The sequence below is a fragment of the Magnetococcales bacterium genome, assembly GCA_015231925.1.
Classification (GTDB): Bacteria; Pseudomonadota; Magnetococcia; order Magnetococcales; family JADGAQ01; genus JADGAQ01.
Window position 1 is genome coordinate 13,285 of sequence record JADGAQ010000027.1, and the last position, 17,266, is coordinate 30,550.

Here is a 17,266-nt window from a genome sequence, read left to right on the forward strand (position 1 = left end):
GTTCACTCCAGCACGATCCGCACCTTGCCCCGTTCCTTTCCCCGCACCAGTCCTTCGAGAAACCGCTCGAACCGCTCCTTCAACTCCTCCACCGTGGCGGGGGAGCCGCCTCCCAGCAGCACCTGTTTGAGCTGTTGGTCGTTGACGGTGAGCTTTTCCAGGCCGGAGAGTACCTCTCGCACGGCGTGGATGAACTCGTGATCCAGGGGTTCGGGCAGTTGCCGCCGGGCCAGGAAGCCGTCCACCAGGTTACGGGCCTCGGGTTTGAGCAGGGACAGATTCTCCTGGATGGTGGGGTCGGACAGGTTCTCCAGCAGAGTGCGCGTCCATCCCTCCACCAGAGCGTCCAGCTCCTCGGCGAGTTTGCTCAAACGGCTCTCGGCAGGAGGAGCGGAAGGTTCGGCATTTGGTTTGTAGCCGCAATGGGGACAGACCGGGTGGGCCTCAAGCTCCTTCGGGGTGAGCCGGTGGCAAGCCGTCAAGCCCGCCAGACGGTTCTGAAAGGAGGTCAACTGCGAGGCAGGCATCAACTCGATGGTGGCCAAGCGTTTGAGTCGCTCCAACCGGGGGTCGCTCTTCAGGGCCGTGGCGCGCTTTTCTTCGTTCACCCCGAGGCGGTCGCGGGTGTGCAGCGACCCATAGACCGCGCCGTAGCCGGTTTTGAGTTCCAGCAGCTTGTGGCGGGATTTCTGGGAAAAGTCCGGGGCGGCGCGTTTCTTGGCGTCCCCCAGGCGGACCAGCAGTTCGGAGCGGACCTCCCGCACCTTGCCCCCCCAGGGATGCTCCGACGGCAGCACCGCCTCGGCGGTGGTGAGATAGGCGGTCAAATCACCCAAACTGCTGACCAGCTGATAAAGCGTCTCCACCTCGACCAGGGCGGAAAACCCTTCGTCCTGTCGGCTGCGGATTTGTTGGGCATTCTGGCGCAGGTTCTTGAGCTTGCCAGGGGTGTTGAGCAACTGGAGGGTTTCCAGGAAGGTCTTGGTCTCGTCCATACGGGAACGCAGGTCGGCGACCACCGCCCCGGTCAACAGGGTCTGGCCCCAGAACGGCAGCCCCTCCCGCACCCGGTGGCTGGCCTGCACCAGCCGTTCCACCTGGGCGGTCACCTTGGCTTGCAACTCCTGGATGGGCTCCGGTTTGCCCTGGGCCACCAGTTGCGCCAGTCCGGGGGTGATTCCCAGCATTTCGAACAGTGCCTTGAGGGCCGCCATATCCCATTCCCTGGGGCGTTCCAGGTGCTTGAAGGCGATCAGGTCGTCCACCGGGCAGGCGGCCAGTTCGCTTAAGTTTCCGGCGTCGAATTTCTTCCCGGCCAGGGTGAGGGCCAGCTCTCCGGCCTGAACCAGCGTTCCGAAAACCACGGCAACCCACTCCATCTCCAGCCTGATGGAGCCGAGGCCCAGATACTCGACCCCCCATTCATCCTGAACGAGCTCCGAACGGTTGGTCACCTGCCCTGAAGGCTTGCGGTTCAGAACCTCCAGCACATATCGGGCATAACGGGAGCGGGAAACGTCAAGCCTCCCTCCGTCCAGCACTTCCAGGGCGTCCAGAATGGCGGTAGCCTGCCGGGTTCTGGTTCCGCTGGCCAAGCCGCGCAGGGCCTCCTGAGCCGCCTGTTTCCGGTTTGTCGAGGTAACCAGCACCGAAAAACGGGGATAGTCCGGGGACTGATCGGCAAAATGGGTGGAGAGGCAAATCCCGGCCATGACGTTGACCAGGTCGCGGAAGTTGATCCGCTCCTCGTTCTTGATCCCGGACAGCTCCCGCAAGGAGTGGCCCTTGGCCCACTCTTCCAGGGATTTGCGCCGCCCCTGATAATCGATCTCGAAGGCGGTGGTCATGTGCTCCTGGAGCCAACTCACCAGCCGTTTCAGATAGCCGTTGGCCTTGGCCTCGTAGGTGGCCTTGGCACTGCCCGACGAGACGGAGGCCAGCTCCAGGGAGGCCGCATAGAAGCGCACCGCCTGCCGGAAGGCGTCATCGGCTCCGGTCAGATGGAAGAAGACCTCGTCCGGCTTCTTCTCCTTCTTGTAGCGCGGAGGGTCGAAAGGCTGGATGAAGTAGAGGTAGAAATCCCGGGGCGGCGCGGCGGTGGAACGCTCGTTGGGCGCGCCGAAGAAGAGATAGCCCAACCGCGAGGCCTTGCGCTCCCGCCACTCCAGTTCGTGTTGCCAGATACGAAAGCCGGTGACGTAGGTGGGCAGATCGGTGTGTTCCGTCACCCGGCGCAGGGCCTCGTAGTAATAGCGGTCCAGTTGGGCGGGTTCCAGGGTTTCGGCCCGCTTCTCGATGTAGGCGTCGAAGTCGTCGGTCTTCTTCAGATCCAGGTAGAACTGGCGATTCTGGGGGTTGGAGGAGATGAACTGGCCGCTGACCGTCTTGTGAATCTCCTTCAGCACCGTCTCCACCTGGGTGTGCAGATCATCCGCCGGGTCGCCGCCCATCTCCTCGATGCCGGGCTGGTAGAGACAGAGGGAATCCCGCAATTCCCGGGCGGTGGCCCCCAGGGGAGCGTAAATGTCGTGATGGGTCAGCCGGTGGATCGACAGGGCGTGGATGATGCGCAACGCCATGGGGCGGTAAGCCGGACGGGTGAAGGCCTGCTGGAGGCGCGCCTCCAGCACCTGGCTGCAATCGATGACTGATTTGATCTCCGGCACAGAGCGGAACGAGGCGTTGTCGCACAGGGAGGCCCAGTAGCGATCATAGGCGATCAAACCCGGATGGTCCGTCGGCACCTCCTGCCCCAACAACCCACGCATGGCCAGGGAGAGGGTCTTCAGAACCTCCCGCTTTTCCACCACCGTGATGCGTTCAAAGGTGTCGATGTAATCGGGGTGAACGGGAAAGAGGGTGACAAACTCCTCCATCCGCTCGTTCATGGTGCCGTAACAACGGGCGAAGGGGGTCAGGTAATCCCGGATGCGGGACTGCTGCTCCGCGCTCTTCTTCAAGAGGCGCTGGGCCACCACGAACTTCACATCCCGGCGGGCGATGAGCACCTGCTCGAAGCGGTCCTTCACCCGTCGCACGTTGTCGGCGACGAAGGCGAAGCGGGGGCTGTCGAAGATCGCCTCCTGCACCCCGGCCACGAAACGAAACCGCAGATCCTTGCAGACCTCTCCGACCTCGCGCAGGAAGCTCAAATCCAGGATGAGTTCCTGATCCTTGCGGGTGCGCAGGTAGTCCAGGAGTTCGTCCACCACCATCAGCAACCCATGATCCGGATAATGCTGATGGAAGGCGGCCATCAGCTCCTCGAAGGTTCTTTTGTTGCCTGTCACCGACCCGGACTCGGGAAAGGAGAACTCCACCCCCAGCTTCGCCAGGTGCTCTTCCAGTTCTGCCGCGATGATCTCCCGCAGGGCCATGGTGGTGGCCCCGATCTCGGTGCGCACCACCTTGAACCGCCCGGCAATGCGTCCCGCCGCCGCCGCGACCACGGGGTGAGAAAGCGCGTCGGCAAGTTCCGGGTATTCCGCCAGACTGGAAAGCACCGACATGAGGTGGGATTTGCCGGTGCCGTAATTGCCCACCACCAGCAGCCCCTTGTTGTCGGCAGGCTCATCGAACTGCAACTGGGGGATGACCAGCTTCGCCAGACGGTCGGCCATTTCATCGGAGATGACGTAGGTCTGGACGAGTTGGCGGGCCAGCACCGCCTGATCGGCCTGGCGCAGGTGGATGACCGTTTCAATGGGATCGAACTGGATCAGGTCGCCATAATTCATCGCAGAATCCTCACAATGACCTACCGTGGAGCCGCCATCCTGGCGGCTCTTTAACAGATGACAAGCCGCCAGGATGGCGGCTCCACTATTTCAGGCTCTACTGTTTCAGGCTTCCCGTCCCTGTTCCTCCACCCGGTTCACCGCCTGGTCGTACCACATGATCAGCTTGGGGTCTTCCTCCAGCACCGCCTCCGGGATTTTTTTCGCCACCTCGATGATGGTGGCAAAATCCCTGGCTTGCCAAGCTTTTTTGAATCCGGCCCGAACAGCCTCCAGACGGAAGAGCTTCAGGCGTCTTTGCTGGGCTTGCCGGTAACTCTCGAACTCCTTGAGCAGGGTGCGTTCGCGGAGTTTCTCCAGATCGATGGCCTTGTTGGGGTCTGGGACATACCAACGCTCCCTGGCTCTCTCACGCAAGTTGGGATCGTCCTTCTCCAGATTGCGCAGTTCCTTGAAGTTGGTAGAGAGGTAGCTGTGAAGCTGGGCAGGAACGTCCCCGGGGCCATCGTATTGCAGGAAGTTCTGGGCCAGCAACTCGTCCAGTTCCGGTCGGGTTTCGTGGCTCTTCCAGGCGATATTCAGTTGCTGCATGAATTCCGTGTGGATTTCCTGGTAGGTGGAGGGCTTCTTCTTCAGGAAATGGCGCAACCAGTCGATGGCGGAACGCTCGTCGGTGACGAACAGGGAGCGTTGCGGCGGGGCCTTGGCCTTTTCCCGGACCCGGTCGTAATCCGCTACTTGGCTTTCCAGGAAGACCATGCCGTCCCGCGTCGGGAAACGCTGATTCAAACCCTCCTGGAATTCGGCGCTCCCCATGGGCACGTCGAAGTTGTGACGCACGTACCAAGCCACCAGTTGGTCGAAGAGGATGCGCGGGTCGCGTTCGGGGATGAACTCCATCTCCTCGCCCTTGCTCTTCACGTTGGCGAGATAGCCCAGATGGGTACGGATGAAATCCCAAACCCCCGCCTCGCTCTTGGCCGTGCGGGCGAAACGCTCCTCCAATCCGCCGTTGGGCTTGTAGGCGGAAATGACCAGATCCTGTTTGACGGCGGTGGTGGTGGTCACAGCCTTGAAGCTGCCCTGCTGCTTGTCCAAGGCGGAGACATTGGCGATGACGAAACCGGCGGACTGAATGGCCGACTGAATGGCGTTCCAGACGCTTGCCTTGGTGTTGGAGAACTCTACAGTTAACCATCGACCAGGTTTTAGTATTCGATACGCTTCTATGAAACATTCAGTCATAATTTTCCGATACTCAGTAATCGTTTTTTCTTGGGTCTTATTCTCTATTGCCTCTTCTTTAATGTTTGTTAATATACCAAGCCACGACTCTTGGATAAAGTTAAGCTCTGAATACATCAAGTTAGATCCGAATGGCGGATCAAGGAACAGATAATCAACAGAACAACATGGCGAACTGATCACAGTAGAAGATGCTGTTGATATCTGAACACTCTCCCATCTTAACGTCGAGGAATTTCTTAATTGACGCGATGTTGACTCAACTCGTGACTGAAAAATATTAAGCCAGTTTTGTTCTCCATTTAGTGATGGTATGTATAACGTGCCAGCCGTATGAGGCTTCATCGGTCCTGTGTCTTTCTGGACCCAACGAAGCGGTAGAAATCTTGCTGTCTTCAGGCCAACTGTATATCCTCCTAATAGGGATATTTTTGCAGATGGAAAATCTGCACTTCTAAATATCTCTGAAAACACAAGCATATTTCTTTGAGAGAAAAAATGATGAACATGCGTGATCCCTGAATCGTCGTTCCGCCGTGCTTCATCCCCCTCCGGCATACGAACAGATGGCACCCAATATTCAGGTTTTTTGCTTCCAATGGATCGAACAAGTTCAACATCAAACGAATCTGGACTTTTCTCAAACCGTTTACTTCCAACGCTATAGTTGATCAGGACCGGGACTTGTTTAGATTGACGGATCATCTGCCCCAAAATGGGATCGAGCTTGGTGGTCCAGGCTCGACCAGTCGTGCGCTTGGTGGTCTCCTTCTGACATTGAGGACAAGAAAATCGCTCAAGCACGCTCCCCGTCGTTTTGTCCACCGCCGCATCCCAGAAAACGATCTCCGTCGCGCAATGGGGGCAGGAGAAGACGTCCGACCAGACCGTATAGTTGATGCGTCCCCAAGGCAATGCAGTATCCTGGGTAAGCTTTTTGGGATCTTCGCCGTCATTCAGCCGTGCAACCGCCTCGGCCAGTTGGGCCGCTGTGGGCTTGTGGAGGGTGGCGTACATCCATCCACATTCCGCCTCCACTTCGCGCAGGATTCTCCCAGCCTCCCGTTCGAAGGCGCGTACATCCACCGGTGTATTGTAGTTGTAGGCAATGAAGGTGGCGGCGGGAGAGAGGTCGTTCAGCACCGCATACCGTGCGCCAAGCCTGGAGAAGGGCTGACCGGATTGGTCCAGGATGACTCCGTCGCCCAAAACCCGATATCCAAGACTCTCCACGGTCCTGACATCTCCGCACAACTGGGCTGCCACCCCGGTCATTCCGGTGCCGCAAAAACCGTCGAAGACCACGTCTCCCGGCTCGGTGTAGTGCAGGATGTACCGCATGATCGCCTTGTGCGGCACCTTGGTGTGGTACGAGTGGGCGTTGTAGATGGGGTCGTTCTTCCCCTCGCTCACATCCGCCGCGAACGGTTCCTTGTGATAGGGCGCGGCGGGATCCCAAGGCTTGCCGTGGTGGCGAAGGAACTCCTCCAGGAACGGGTTGGGGCAGGCGGTGTAGTAAGGAGGATCGGACAGGGCCAGGATATCCGCGTCGGAACCGATGGGAAATCCCTCGATTTTGCGGAACTCCGGGTCGGCCAGCTTCTCCCGCAGCTTCTCCAGAAAAAAGGCGCGCCGAGCTGCGTCGTTCTCGAAGGTCAGGCCGAGGCACTCGACAGGTCCGGTCGCTCGCCGATCATCCAGGGGTTCGTTCTCGAACAGATCACCCATCTTGCCGTGCATCAGCTTCTCCCGGATTGATCGCGCGGTTCCATCTCGATCAACATCAACTCCCGCGCGGGGTAGCGTCTGAACTCTGGATGGTCCGGGAGGGCGAAGGTCAGCTGCCCCTCGGAAACAGAGCCATTCCAGCTTGCTATAACCGAACGGTCCCTGGAGAGCGACTGCAACAGGCGCAGAGGCTCCAGTTTCAAAGAGGCGTCAAAGAGAATTTCGGTGTTGTCCAGCACGATCACCTCTGCCTTGATCGGTTCAAGCAGGCCGTCCAGAAGTTTCTGGACGCGCAGGGGCCGTTGACGTTCGGTCAGCTCCAACATGGACCGAGCAAGGTCAAGGCCGAGATTGAGGACGCGCCAACCCTTGCCCTCGGCCAACCTGTTTAATACCGTGGTTTTTCCGGAACCGGAAGGCCCGACGACCAGAACCAGACGGTGGTAGAGACTTTCCGCCTGGGCAACCAAACGAAGGATTTCCTGGTCTTTGGAGGGGGTCATCACGTTCCTCTCGCCGCAGTTCGCAAGCCGGTCAAAGCCAAAGGGGGCGACCGAGTTTCTCCTCGAGTTCCTGGCGATTGAGCAGCACGATATGCTGCTCCATGGGACGCCGCGACCCATGCCCGGCGTCCAGCCCCAGACGCTTGAGCAGGTAATACAGCAAGGCTTGCCGGACGTGAATCCTGAACTCGCCTTCCTTCATGCCGTAGTCTTTTTCCACCACCCGTTTCTGGCTGGGCGTGAAATCCGGGTGGGGACCGATGCGCACAGTCAGCTTGGAATGCCATTCCTTGTCCTCCACGGGATCGATCTGGCGCTCTCTCGTTTCCCGACGCACCCCCTGGATACGCGCAAGGAGAAAATCCTTGAAGCGGTCGTCGATATGGCAATAAGCCCGCACATGCCAACGAAAGCCATCAAAACCGAGGGCATGCGGTGTAATCCAGCGCCACCTGGGTTCTGGGCGCGACAAGGACTGATAGGCGATGGAAATCGTCCTGGCCTCCCGAATGGCTTGCAACATCTTCCTCAGTCGGTTCGGGTTGATTTCCCGGCGCGGAGTAGGCGCCACGTCGTAGACGGGGGAGCGCACAATCCACGTTTCCTCGCGTGAGGTGAGCTCCTCCGCGAGGGCGCGAAGCTGAGTCAGGTAGTTGTTTGCCTCCGGTTTGACCAGCACCGGGCGAAACTTTGGTCCAGAAATATAACGTTTGAGGCTCCTGTCGTACACCAGGTTGTCGGGTGCCAGTTCCTGATAGCGGGCCAGGTCCGCCGAGGCCTGGGGTTCCGAGATCCCAAACCGGTTCATGATATCGCTCCGGTTAAGCTGCCCCTCCCAAAACAGACAGAACTCGATAAACTGGAGCCTCCTGCCCACGCTGTGGCGGACGGGCCCCTGGTCTTCCGGCTTCTTTTCCTCGGGGTCAGGAGACATGTCCATCTTTCCTCGGCAACCATTCTGGTTCCAACAGGTTCGCTGCTCGCCTATAGTTTCTTAATCCATTTCGGAGCCGGGATCAATGCTTGACCATCACCAATCCAGCCGTCGCGAAGAGTTTGGCGAGGTTTCCGCCAGACTGACGTTGGCTGCGGTTGTTGCTTGGTTCGTGGACGCTCGCCTCGACCAGGACCACGGGCCAAAGGCAGTCCCGTTTTACTGCGATCAGAACCGCATTGGAGCCTTTGCCGTCAACCCCGAAGAACTCGCGGTCGGCAGGGAGCCGACGCTCTTCCAACTTTTTGTAACCCTGTCGATGTACCAGGCTCTGCGCGATGTCGTGATTATGCAGCAGCAACGATCACTCCCTCGCAACATGATGAGGGTTGTTGCCGACGCTGACCTTGTGAAAGAATCCATTGCCCATCATGCTTGCCCAGCGCTGGGTTCTGCCCACGCCTTCGAAGAGAGCTGTGACGTCTCGAAGTTCGGCAAGGTAATCGACTGCGGCGTCTGCCCTGGCGCCAACTGCCAGGTGAAGGACGCGACCATGGTGTTCAATCGTATGGGTGACCTGGGAAAATTGCCGACCTCAGCGTGGCTCCGCATATGGAAGGAAGGTGGTCTTCACCAGTTGCTGGTCGAGGTGTGCCGGGAGACAATCTCACCGACAGAACGCGCCATGCTCCTGGTCGACCGCTTCATGCAGGTTCATCGGGTGGGGCGCAAGCTTGCGACGATGTTTGTGAGTGCGCTATCGACCCCCATCCTTTACCCAGGATTCACCCCGTGGTTCCCTCGGATCGACGGAAATGAACTCATGGTCATCGATACGAACGTCGCACGCGGAATCGATCTCCTTCGCGCCCCCAACGACTCGAAGACCTACAGCTCCCGTGAGAGCTGGCTCCGCGAACAGGCCGCCAGTATTGACCTGCGCGGCTTTCGCCCAGGGTTGCCGAGCTACTCGCCGAGACTCGTACAGCAGGCTCTTTATGCGTTCTGCTCGAAATCGAATCGAGTAGCGAGCCAGGATCCTTGCGCAAAGACTCCCTTGTCGTGCGACCGCTGCGCCCCACGACTCTGCCCTTTTGTCGAGGCCTCATCAGGTTGAGCGGGCGTTGACCTGATTATGCCGCCTCCCGCCAGTAGGATCGTATGACCCCGCCGAGGGCTTCCCTGCTGCGGATCGTCCCGGTCTCCTGGGGCCGGAAGTTCACCTGGAGGACGTTGTTCCCGATCCCGTCGCCCGAATGCGGTCGCTCGGTGTTGTAGTGGCTGATCCAGGTCTTCAGAACGTAGGCGAGCTGGGAACTGCTGAAGCAGACGAAGAAATCCAGGCACTCCCGCTTGAGGGTGCCGATGAAGGACTCGCAGAAGGCATTGGCCTGGGGTGCCCCATGGGGAATCTGGATAACCCGGACCCCTTCGGATTTCCAGACCTCGTTGAATGGCCCGGAAAACTTGGTGTCGGCGTCGCGGATCAGGAATCTGGGCTTGACGCCTTCCTCGTCGCACCACATCAAAGCGTTGCGGGCCTGTTGGGTCACCCAGGCGCTGTCGGGGGAGTAGGTCGGCGCGCTGCAATGGACCCGCCTGCTGCCCAGGTGGATGAAGACCAGGGCGTAGGCCGTCATCTTGCCCATGGGGGTGAAGACGTCCTTGGTGAAGAAGTCGCAGGCCACAACGGATTCCAGGTGGGCCTTGAGGAAGGTCAGCCAGGGCAGGGGCGGTTTCTTCTTCTCCTTTTCGGGGGTGGGGTGGATGTCGGCTTCCCGCAGAATCCGCTTGACTGTGGTGGCACCGGCATACAGCCCCAGCTTCTTGAGTTCCCCGGCGATACGCCGGTAGCCCCAGAGGATGTTCTCCCTGGCCATGAGGATGGCTGCATCCCGAAGTTCCTGGGTCAGACGGGGGCGTCCGAGCGGCTTGAAGGGCTGGCCTTTGTCGGATTGGCCGACCCAGCGCCGGTAGGTGGCGGGCTTGACGATCTCCATCAGGTCGGCCACATTGTGGTCGCACTCGGCGCCGATGCGGAGAAGTTCTGCCTTTTCCTCTGGCGACGGGGAAATCCGCTTGGTCGTCACCCGCGCCTGAAGGATGCGGAGCTGGGCCTTGAGGAACCGGATCTCGGCGTTGTGCCGAGGGCTGAAGAAGTGGGTCATCATGGTCCACAGGAGGAACACGAACGAACTCGCCATCGCTGAAACCACCTTCGCATCGTTTTGAAAAAATGGCCAGAAGCCATGCAGATGGCGGCATCCTACATTTCGGCACGGCTCTCAGAAAGGGGGCGCAGGAGGGGGTTCCGCCGTGCCACCGATCCGGGACCTTCGGTCAGCCTCTCTTCCCCGGCGAGGTCGGGGTGAAATCGCCTGGGATAGCCCCCCACCCAGATCCAGCCCGGAACGGTCGCCACCCTGACTCCGATCCGCTCCCAAGGAAGGGATCAGAGAATTCCCACCCTCTTTCCTGATTCTCTTTCTTCCCCAATCAGTTGCCCCGTCCTGTAGTCTCGTTCGCCTGTTCGAGAATCGGGTAAACCTTCTTTGTTGAACCACACAGAAATTTCAAAGAATTCCCGATCTGGGGGTGGTTCGCTCCACCAAAAAACACCTTGTGATCAGCGGGTTCGGTATCAATCGAACCCGCTTTTTTTTGCCCGTCGCCGTCTGTGCCTCTATTTTGTGTCAAAATGGGGAGGACGTTCTCGACTCGCTGAGGCCAAAAACAGCCCGCCCCCCTCTCTCTTTCTCTGTGGCCAAGGATTTCCGCTCATCCGACTCCATAGTCCCTTGACTCCGACTTCGCCGCAAGATAAAGAGGTTGTACACTTCTCGATGTCTGGATGTCATTTTTGGTCACCCTGCGCACTGCTCCGGGGTCGGGGAAACCCGGCTCGAATGGGCGACAACGGGCAAGCGCGTCGATTGAGAGGATGGAGTTGTCATAGCCTGCTGGGGGAATGTATTGCAATATTCGCCTGAATCATTATCATGTGTATGCCTCGGGTTTGTGGTGTGGTGGTGATTGTTGATAAGGAATTTAGCTGGGTGTCCAGGGAGGACTTGCTAGATAACATAATATTTTTTGATGCGTCATACAAACAACGGTGATGTCGCTGGTGATTGTAAACAGGTATCCATATGGTTAGGTCCGTGACTGACTCATCTGCCAACAAATATTCGGCCAGAGAACAGGGTCTTGGGTACTTCTATCAGCCGCGACTCGCCCTACTCCGGTTGCTGGAATTACCAGAGGACACCGCCGTCTTGCTAGAAAAAGATGATGACCTGGATTTTGTGGACAATGAAGGTAACAAATCCCTTGCATCGCTTAAACACAAGGCTTCCGGCGACCGCCTGACCGACTTGTCCATCGATTTCTGGAAGTCCGTTCGCATATGGCTGGAGCGATACAAGCGCGACGGCCGCATCACATCGAACCTGCGTTTCTTCTTGTTCTCAACCGCTACAGTTTCAGAAACATCGTTCCTGAAAGAGTTCCTGTCTGTCCAGAGCGGTACGGGTGATGAAACAAAAACGCTGACCGAACAGGCAGAAGAAGCTCTTAGTAGGTCAAGATCTGATTTAGTTGGCGACATTGCGAATGAGTTTAACAAATTGTCCCCCACGGAAAAGGAAGATTTCCTAGCCAGAATCCAGATTTTCGATGGCTGCACCCGAATCGAGAGCATTCCGGAGACAATCAAAGACAGACACATGCGCAGCATTCGGCGCGAGCACCGGCATGCAGTATTCGAACGACTCGAGGGTTGGTGGAATGACGCGGTCATAAAGCATCTGACTGAAAGCAGAGACAGAGGGATTTTTGGCTATGAGGTCTCGGACAAGCTTTCTGCCATGTCAGAGGAATATAGGCTGGACAATCTACCCATCACGTTCCGAGGGGTCGAGCCTGCCGGAGAGATTGACACCAATAGCGACCCCCGGATCTTCGTAGTTCAACTGCGAGAAATCGGAGTGTCCTCCGGGCGCATCCGCAATGCGATTTTAGATTACTATAGAGCATTTAAACAACGATCAGAGTGGGCGCGAGAGAATCTTCTGGTGTCGGGTGAGTTCGAAAACTTTGAAGCCCGGCTTGTCGATGAATGGAGTCGCTATAGGGACGTCGTATTCGAAGACATTGAGGAGAGTAGCACCGAAGACGTGCTGCAACGAGCCGGAAAGGAACTATATAAATGGGCAGACCAGCAGAGCGGGAATATTGAATCACTACGCATCCGGGCACGCGTGACTGAACCGTACGTTACTCGCGGCTCTTTTCACATCCTCGCTGATGAAGCACCTAACCCCAGGATTCATTGGCACCCCCGATTCCTCGATCGACTTGAAGAAATTTTAGGGGTAAGTAAATGAAACGCTGGGACCAACGACCTTTTGAGATACGGAACCTGTTTAATCCTGCCTTCTGCGGCTTGGTCTTGTTCAGGGCAATGCAGGGTTACGAGAAAGAAGACTTACGTGGCATGCCTTTCTCGCTCTCCCTGCTCGTCCTTCCCCTTTGTTTGCACAAGGGTTCGCGTGAATTGATTGCCAATAGTTCCCATAGCAAGCTCATGAATATCATGGAGAAGTACCCCCAAATGCAGGTTGGGTTCTCCGACAGAGTTACCACAATGTTGCCCTACACTTTTGAAGGCTTCGGGCTGCTGATGGAAAGAGGCTGCATCTTAGTTGCGGGTGAAGGTCGTCTTAAGGCAATCCCCAAGAAGGTTAGGCAGTCGGAAATAGGAACTGAGGAAATCATATCCTGCCAGCGTGTGGCCCGCTTTGTCGGGAAAGAGTTCGCACGCGTCACAGACCGGGTGACAATATACACGACTTTCGGAATCCGCCCATGAAGATCAAATCTATCCACATATATAGCAACAGTGGGCAGCGCCGCGACCTGAAGTTCAAAGTAGACGGTCTGAACGTCATTACAGGGCGGTCGTCGACCGGTAAGTCGGCGCTATCTGAGATCATCGAGTACTGCATGGGACGTTCCACATGCAATATTCCGGAAGGTATTATTCGGGACAAAGTGTCTTGGTATGCTGTCATCTATCAGTTCAATCGTGAGCAGGTTCTTGTTGCGAAACCCACGCCACCCAATGGCGGACAGAGTTGTAGTACCGTGCTGATTCGTAGAGGGACAGATGTAGAACCTCTACCGTTTAATGAGTTGGTTGTAAATTCAAACGACGAAGCTGTCGTCTCCTTACTTTCTCGTCTTCTCGGTATCCCCGAAAATCGCACTGATGTACCCCTTGAACACAGCCGGGTTAGCTTCGATGCGAACATTAAGCACACGTTCTATTACCTGTTCCAGATGAATGGGTTAGTCGCCGACAGGGACCAACTATTCTACTATCACCAAGACGAGTACAACCCGGCACAGACGATCCGAGACACATTGCCGATCCTGTTAGGCGTCTCCTCGGATGATCGCTACGAACTCGAATCCAAACTGCGCGAAGCAAAGCGAGATCTTAAACTCAAAACGAAATTGCTCGAACAGGCACGAAATGCAATTGACACGGCGCACGAGAAGGCAATCGGCCTTTACTCCGAAGCAATGGCTGTTGGAGTGACTGACAACGCCAACCCTAATATTAATGCTATCGGTATGATCGAAGCCTTGAGGGCTGCCCTTTCCTGGAGGCCCGAAAAGATTCCCGATGACGATGGCAGCAGGATTTCTCGTCTTGAGGAGGAGCTGGGGCAGTTGCGTCTTGCTCGTCGTAATGCGCAAGCCAGAATCGATGCTGCCCAACAGTTTTCCAAACGTGCAGGAGGTTACGAAAGTGAAGCCAAAGAGCAATTGGAGCGGTTGGCCTCTATCAAAGCACTGCCGAGGAACCCGGACACTGGCGAATGGCAGTGGCCATTCAGTGAGCGAAACCTGGCGATGGATTCTCCCATCGCCATAGCCCTGCTCAATGAACTGCAATCGCTTGACGTTGAATTGCGCATCGCTACCGGCCAACGTCCCAAACTAGATGCCTACCTCTCCGAACTGAATACCGAGGCACAGAAGATTTCTGCCGCTATCAAAGCAAAGGAAGCAGAGCTTTCTGCCGTGATCGCGGTTAATGATGAGATCGCTCAGATGGGCAACCGTAACAATGCTGCAGCACGGGTTGTTGGTCGTATTAGCCTATTTCTGGAAAACATCTCACCGAACGAGGAGCTAGCTAAACTTGAGGGTGAGTACAGCCGAATCAAGCAAAAGGTTGAGGGTTTGGAAAAAAGAATCGGCGCGGACGACAGCAATGAACGATTAAAATCTATACTGAACATCATCTCCTCTTATATTTCGCAATACATCCAGAAGTTCGAGGCAGAGTTCCGAAATTTTCCAGTGCGTTTGGACTTGGCCAACATCACGATCGTCTTCGATCGGCCCGATCGCCCGGTTCCTATGAGCAGAACCGGCGGTGGTGAGAACCATCTGGCCTACCATCTCTCGGCACTTCTAGCCCTGCACCTATTCGCAGTCAAGAATAACCGCCCCATTCCGAAGTTCCTATTGGTTGACCAGCCAACTCAGGTCTATTTCCCATCCGAGGCGGTTTACAAAGAAGCCGACGGCACGATCCAGAAGACGGAGGCCGACGCTGATATGGAGGCCGTCCGGAGGCTTTTTAAGTTGCTACTTAAGTTCACGCAGGATGACGCCCCTGGTTTCCAGCTGATCGTCACTGAGCACGCGAATCTTCGCGAGCCGTGGTTCCAGGGTGCGTTAGTGGAACAACCATGGACCAAACCACCAGCGCTAGTTCCAGAAGATTGGAACCAAGGATGAGCCTCTCGTAGACCAGCACACGGTCACTGTGTCCAGACAGCACGGAACTCTCAAGTCGTCACGCCGCCCGGACGCCGAACATGTCATGTTGCTCCTCCCAATCCAGCGGAATCCCCACCCGCAGCTTTTCCAGGCTGATGCTGTCGGGGTAATCCCCGCGCAGGATGGTCTCCACGATGGCGCACGCCGGATAGGGGGTCACTCGGGATGCAACGCGCTTTCCGCCGCACGGGCGAGGAAACCGGATCGGGTCAGGTGATGCGCCTTGGCGTAATCGTCGATGCGCCGCACCAGGGGTTCAGGAAGGGAAATGTTGAGCCGCAACGCCTTGGGACGGATGCGGGTCGTGTCGATATCCACCATCATCCAGACGCCCCCCTGGAACTCCTCCAGCCGGGTCAACTCCTCCAGCGGGCGGGGCGGGGGAATGTCCATGGCCTCGCCATCAAAGTAGAGTTCCGCCGCCTCCTGGATCATGGCGGGAATGTCCGTCCAATCGTCCGCCGCCGAAAAACAGCCGGGGAAGTCGGGGACGGTCACGCCGTGGGCGTGGTCCTGGTCGCCTGGATGGACGTACACGGGATAAAGCATGTTCACCTCCACTCCCAACCGGCTTGCCGAAAGATGTTCCTCGCCGCTCCCAATGCCAGATCCTTGCGGGGGTGCGGAACCACCACATGACCGGGTTTCAGGGGATGCCTGAATTTTTGATGGCTCCCCTTGCCGCCCACCAATTCCCAGCCCTCGGCAAGAAGTCGCTTGATGATGTCCGCGCTGTTCATATTGTGTAGCTTTACACATTCAGAGGGGAGAGGGAAGAAAATCGTTCACGGGGAATGATCAACGCACCTTTTTGAGGGGGATCACTTCGGCCTTGTCGCCGTTCAGGGCGGCGGCGATGGTTCCGGAAATGCGGTCGGCGGCCAGTTTGAGGGGATCGGCGGACAGGTGGGCGTACCGCTGCGTCGTGCTGGCTTGGGTATGGCCCAGCAGCGCCCCAATGATGGGAAGCCCCATTCCGGACGTGACGCCCACCGACGCGAACCCGTGGCGCGTGTCATGAATCCGAACGTCGGAGAGTCCGGCCCGATCCCGAATCTTGAGCCAGACGCGGGGGAGCCCCACCAGGGGTTGACCGGGGATGGAACCGGGAAAAACGAAGGGTTCCCCGTGAATCCGGGGGAGCCCCGCCAGGAGTTCCAGCGCCGCCGCCCCAAGGTGAACCGCCTTCGCCCCGGTCTTGGAGTCCGGCAGCCGCAAGCATGACCGCTCGAAGTCCACATGGGACCATTGCAGGGTCAGCACCTCGCCCCGGCGCATCCCGGTCAGCAGCAGCAACCGAAGGGCGGCGATGGCGGTTGGATTCACTCCCTCCTGTTCCGCCTCCCGCAGCGCCTCCCCCAGCCGGGCGAGTTCTTCCCCGGAAAGGAAGCGTTCCCGTTTTTGCTCGGGATACTTTTTCAACCCGTGGGCGGGATTGTTGGCCCGCAATCCGCGTTCAATGGCGAAGGTGAACACCCCTCCCAGCAGTGCAACAACCCGGTTCGCCGTCACCTTGCCCCCGGTCACGATGGCGCGGCCACGGGGTCCGGTCTTTTCATCCACGGCGGTCTTACCTTCGGCGATGGCCACCATGAGGCGTTGAATGTCCGCCTTGGTCACTTGATCGGCTCGTTTCGAGCCCAACAATGGCTTGACGTGGCGGGCGACATATCCGCGCTCTATGGCCACGGTGGACGCCTTTTGGTCCGCCACCCCCTCTTGCAAAAAAGTGTCGCAGAGTTCCGCCATGGTGGGGGAGTTTTTGGCTTGCGCTTTGTCGGCGGCGGGGTCGCCTCCCTCGGCCACAATCCCCAGCAGACGGACGGCCTCTTGCCGGGCAAGGTCTACCGTCCAAGGGGAGCCATACACGCCGATGGTGACGCGCTTCTTCTGGTTGGTGGCGCGGTACTGGCAGATGAACACCTTGCGCCCGGTGGGGGTAATCTTGACGCCAAAGCCGGTCACTTCGGAGTCAAACAGGTAAGCGTCCTGTTCCCCCGACACTGTGGCATCCAACATGCGCTTGGTCAGCTTGACGGCCATGGTCTCCCCTCCCTGGAGTTGGGTACTGGAGAGATTTCCAGTACCCACATAGTACCCAGCAGGATTCAAAATAGGGGAAACAGGGGGAAACAGCAAGCGGTAAACTGCTTTGTTTATTATGGTTTAATGGGAGAGCCGGAAGCCCCAGGAAAGGCATACCTCAAGAATCGCACTCTAGAGGTCAGGGGTTCGATCCCCCTCAGCTCCACCATTTAGAA

General features: G+C 57.7%; 13 protein-coding genes and 1 tRNA gene. 5 read left to right on the forward strand and 9 right to left on the reverse strand.

Annotation, left to right across the window (positions count from 1 at the left end):
• Window positions 1–2: 2 nt before the first annotated feature.
• The 4 genes from HQL56_05160 to HQL56_05175 form a co-directional block, all read right to left on the reverse strand.
• On the reverse strand, window positions 3–3,737 hold the full coding sequence (locus HQL56_05160) for an ATP-binding protein (GenBank protein MBF0308899.1): 3,735 nt from the start codon (window positions 3,735–3,737) through the stop codon (window positions 3–5).
• Window positions 3,738–3,842: 105 nt separating this feature from the next.
• The gene (locus tag HQL56_05165; protein MBF0308900.1) at window positions 3,843–6,710 is read right to left on the reverse strand and encodes a DNA methylase; all 2,868 of its coding nucleotides are present in this window, start codon (window positions 6,708–6,710) and stop codon (window positions 3,843–3,845) included.
• Between the two features lie 11 nt (window positions 6,711–6,721).
• Window positions 6,722–7,213, reverse strand: coding sequence for a BREX-3 system P-loop-containing protein BrxF (brxF, locus tag HQL56_05170; protein MBF0308901.1), 492 nt, complete (start codon window positions 7,211–7,213; stop codon window positions 6,722–6,724).
• A gap of 31 nt (window positions 7,214–7,244) precedes the next feature.
• Complete coding sequence (locus HQL56_05175) at window positions 7,245–8,147, reverse strand: WYL domain-containing protein (protein MBF0308902.1); 903 nt, start codon at window positions 8,145–8,147, stop codon at window positions 7,245–7,247.
• Window positions 8,148–8,232: 85 nt separating this feature from the next.
• Between HQL56_05175 and HQL56_05180 the strand changes: the two genes are divergently transcribed.
• Entirely contained in the window at window positions 8,233–9,264 is a 1,032-nt protein-coding gene (locus HQL56_05180) for a hypothetical protein (protein ID MBF0308903.1), read from the forward strand.
• A 16-nt stretch (window positions 9,265–9,280) separates the two neighbouring features.
• Here HQL56_05180 and HQL56_05185 read toward each other — a convergent pair whose 3' ends face one another.
• Window positions 9,281–10,351, reverse strand: coding sequence for a transposase (locus HQL56_05185; protein ID MBF0308904.1), 1,071 nt, complete (start codon window positions 10,349–10,351; stop codon window positions 9,281–9,283).
• 957 nt (window positions 10,352–11,308) lie between these two features.
• On the opposite strand from HQL56_05185, the gene HQL56_05190 reads away from it, so the two are divergent.
• From HQL56_05190 to HQL56_05200, 3 genes are read left to right on the forward strand one after another with little or no spacing between them, the layout of a single operon-like run.
• Window positions 11,309–12,532 carry a hypothetical protein gene (locus HQL56_05190; GenBank protein ID MBF0308905.1) on the forward strand — a complete coding sequence of 408 codons (1,224 nt, stop codon included), beginning with the start codon at window positions 11,309–11,311 and terminating at the stop codon, window positions 12,530–12,532.
• Complete coding sequence (locus HQL56_05195; protein ID MBF0308906.1) at window positions 12,529–13,017, forward strand: hypothetical protein; 489 nt, start codon at window positions 12,529–12,531, stop codon at window positions 13,015–13,017. The genes HQL56_05190 and HQL56_05195 overlap by 4 nt, the downstream gene beginning before the upstream one ends.
• Entirely contained in the window at window positions 13,014–14,963 is a 1,950-nt protein-coding gene (locus tag HQL56_05200) for a DUF3732 domain-containing protein (protein MBF0308907.1), read from the forward strand. The genes HQL56_05195 and HQL56_05200 overlap by 4 nt, the downstream gene beginning before the upstream one ends.
• 58 nt (window positions 14,964–15,021) lie before the next feature.
• Here HQL56_05200 and HQL56_05205 read toward each other — a convergent pair whose 3' ends face one another.
• From HQL56_05205 to HQL56_05220, 4 genes are read right to left on the reverse strand one after another with little or no spacing between them, the layout of a single operon-like run.
• Window positions 15,022–15,165 carry a hypothetical protein gene (locus tag HQL56_05205; protein ID MBF0308908.1) on the reverse strand — a complete coding sequence of 48 codons (144 nt, stop codon included), beginning with the start codon at window positions 15,163–15,165 and terminating at the stop codon, window positions 15,022–15,024.
• On the reverse strand, window positions 15,162–15,554 hold the full coding sequence (locus HQL56_05210; GenBank protein MBF0308909.1) for a type II toxin-antitoxin system HicB family antitoxin: 393 nt from the start codon (window positions 15,552–15,554) through the stop codon (window positions 15,162–15,164). Before HQL56_05210 ends, HQL56_05205 begins: the two co-directional genes overlap by 4 nt.
• A gap of 2 nt (window positions 15,555–15,556) precedes the next feature.
• The gene (locus HQL56_05215) at window positions 15,557–15,745 is read right to left on the reverse strand and encodes a type II toxin-antitoxin system HicA family toxin (GenBank protein MBF0308910.1); all 189 of its coding nucleotides are present in this window, start codon (window positions 15,743–15,745) and stop codon (window positions 15,557–15,559) included.
• A 58-nt stretch (window positions 15,746–15,803) separates the two neighbouring features.
• Complete coding sequence (locus HQL56_05220) at window positions 15,804–17,048, reverse strand: site-specific integrase (GenBank protein ID MBF0308911.1); 1,245 nt, start codon at window positions 17,046–17,048, stop codon at window positions 15,804–15,806.
• Between the two features lie 137 nt (window positions 17,049–17,185).
• Here HQL56_05220 and HQL56_05225 point away from each other — a divergent pair.
• A tRNA-Ala gene (locus HQL56_05225) sits at window positions 17,186–17,259 on the forward strand.
• Window positions 17,260–17,266: the final 7 nt, after the last annotated feature.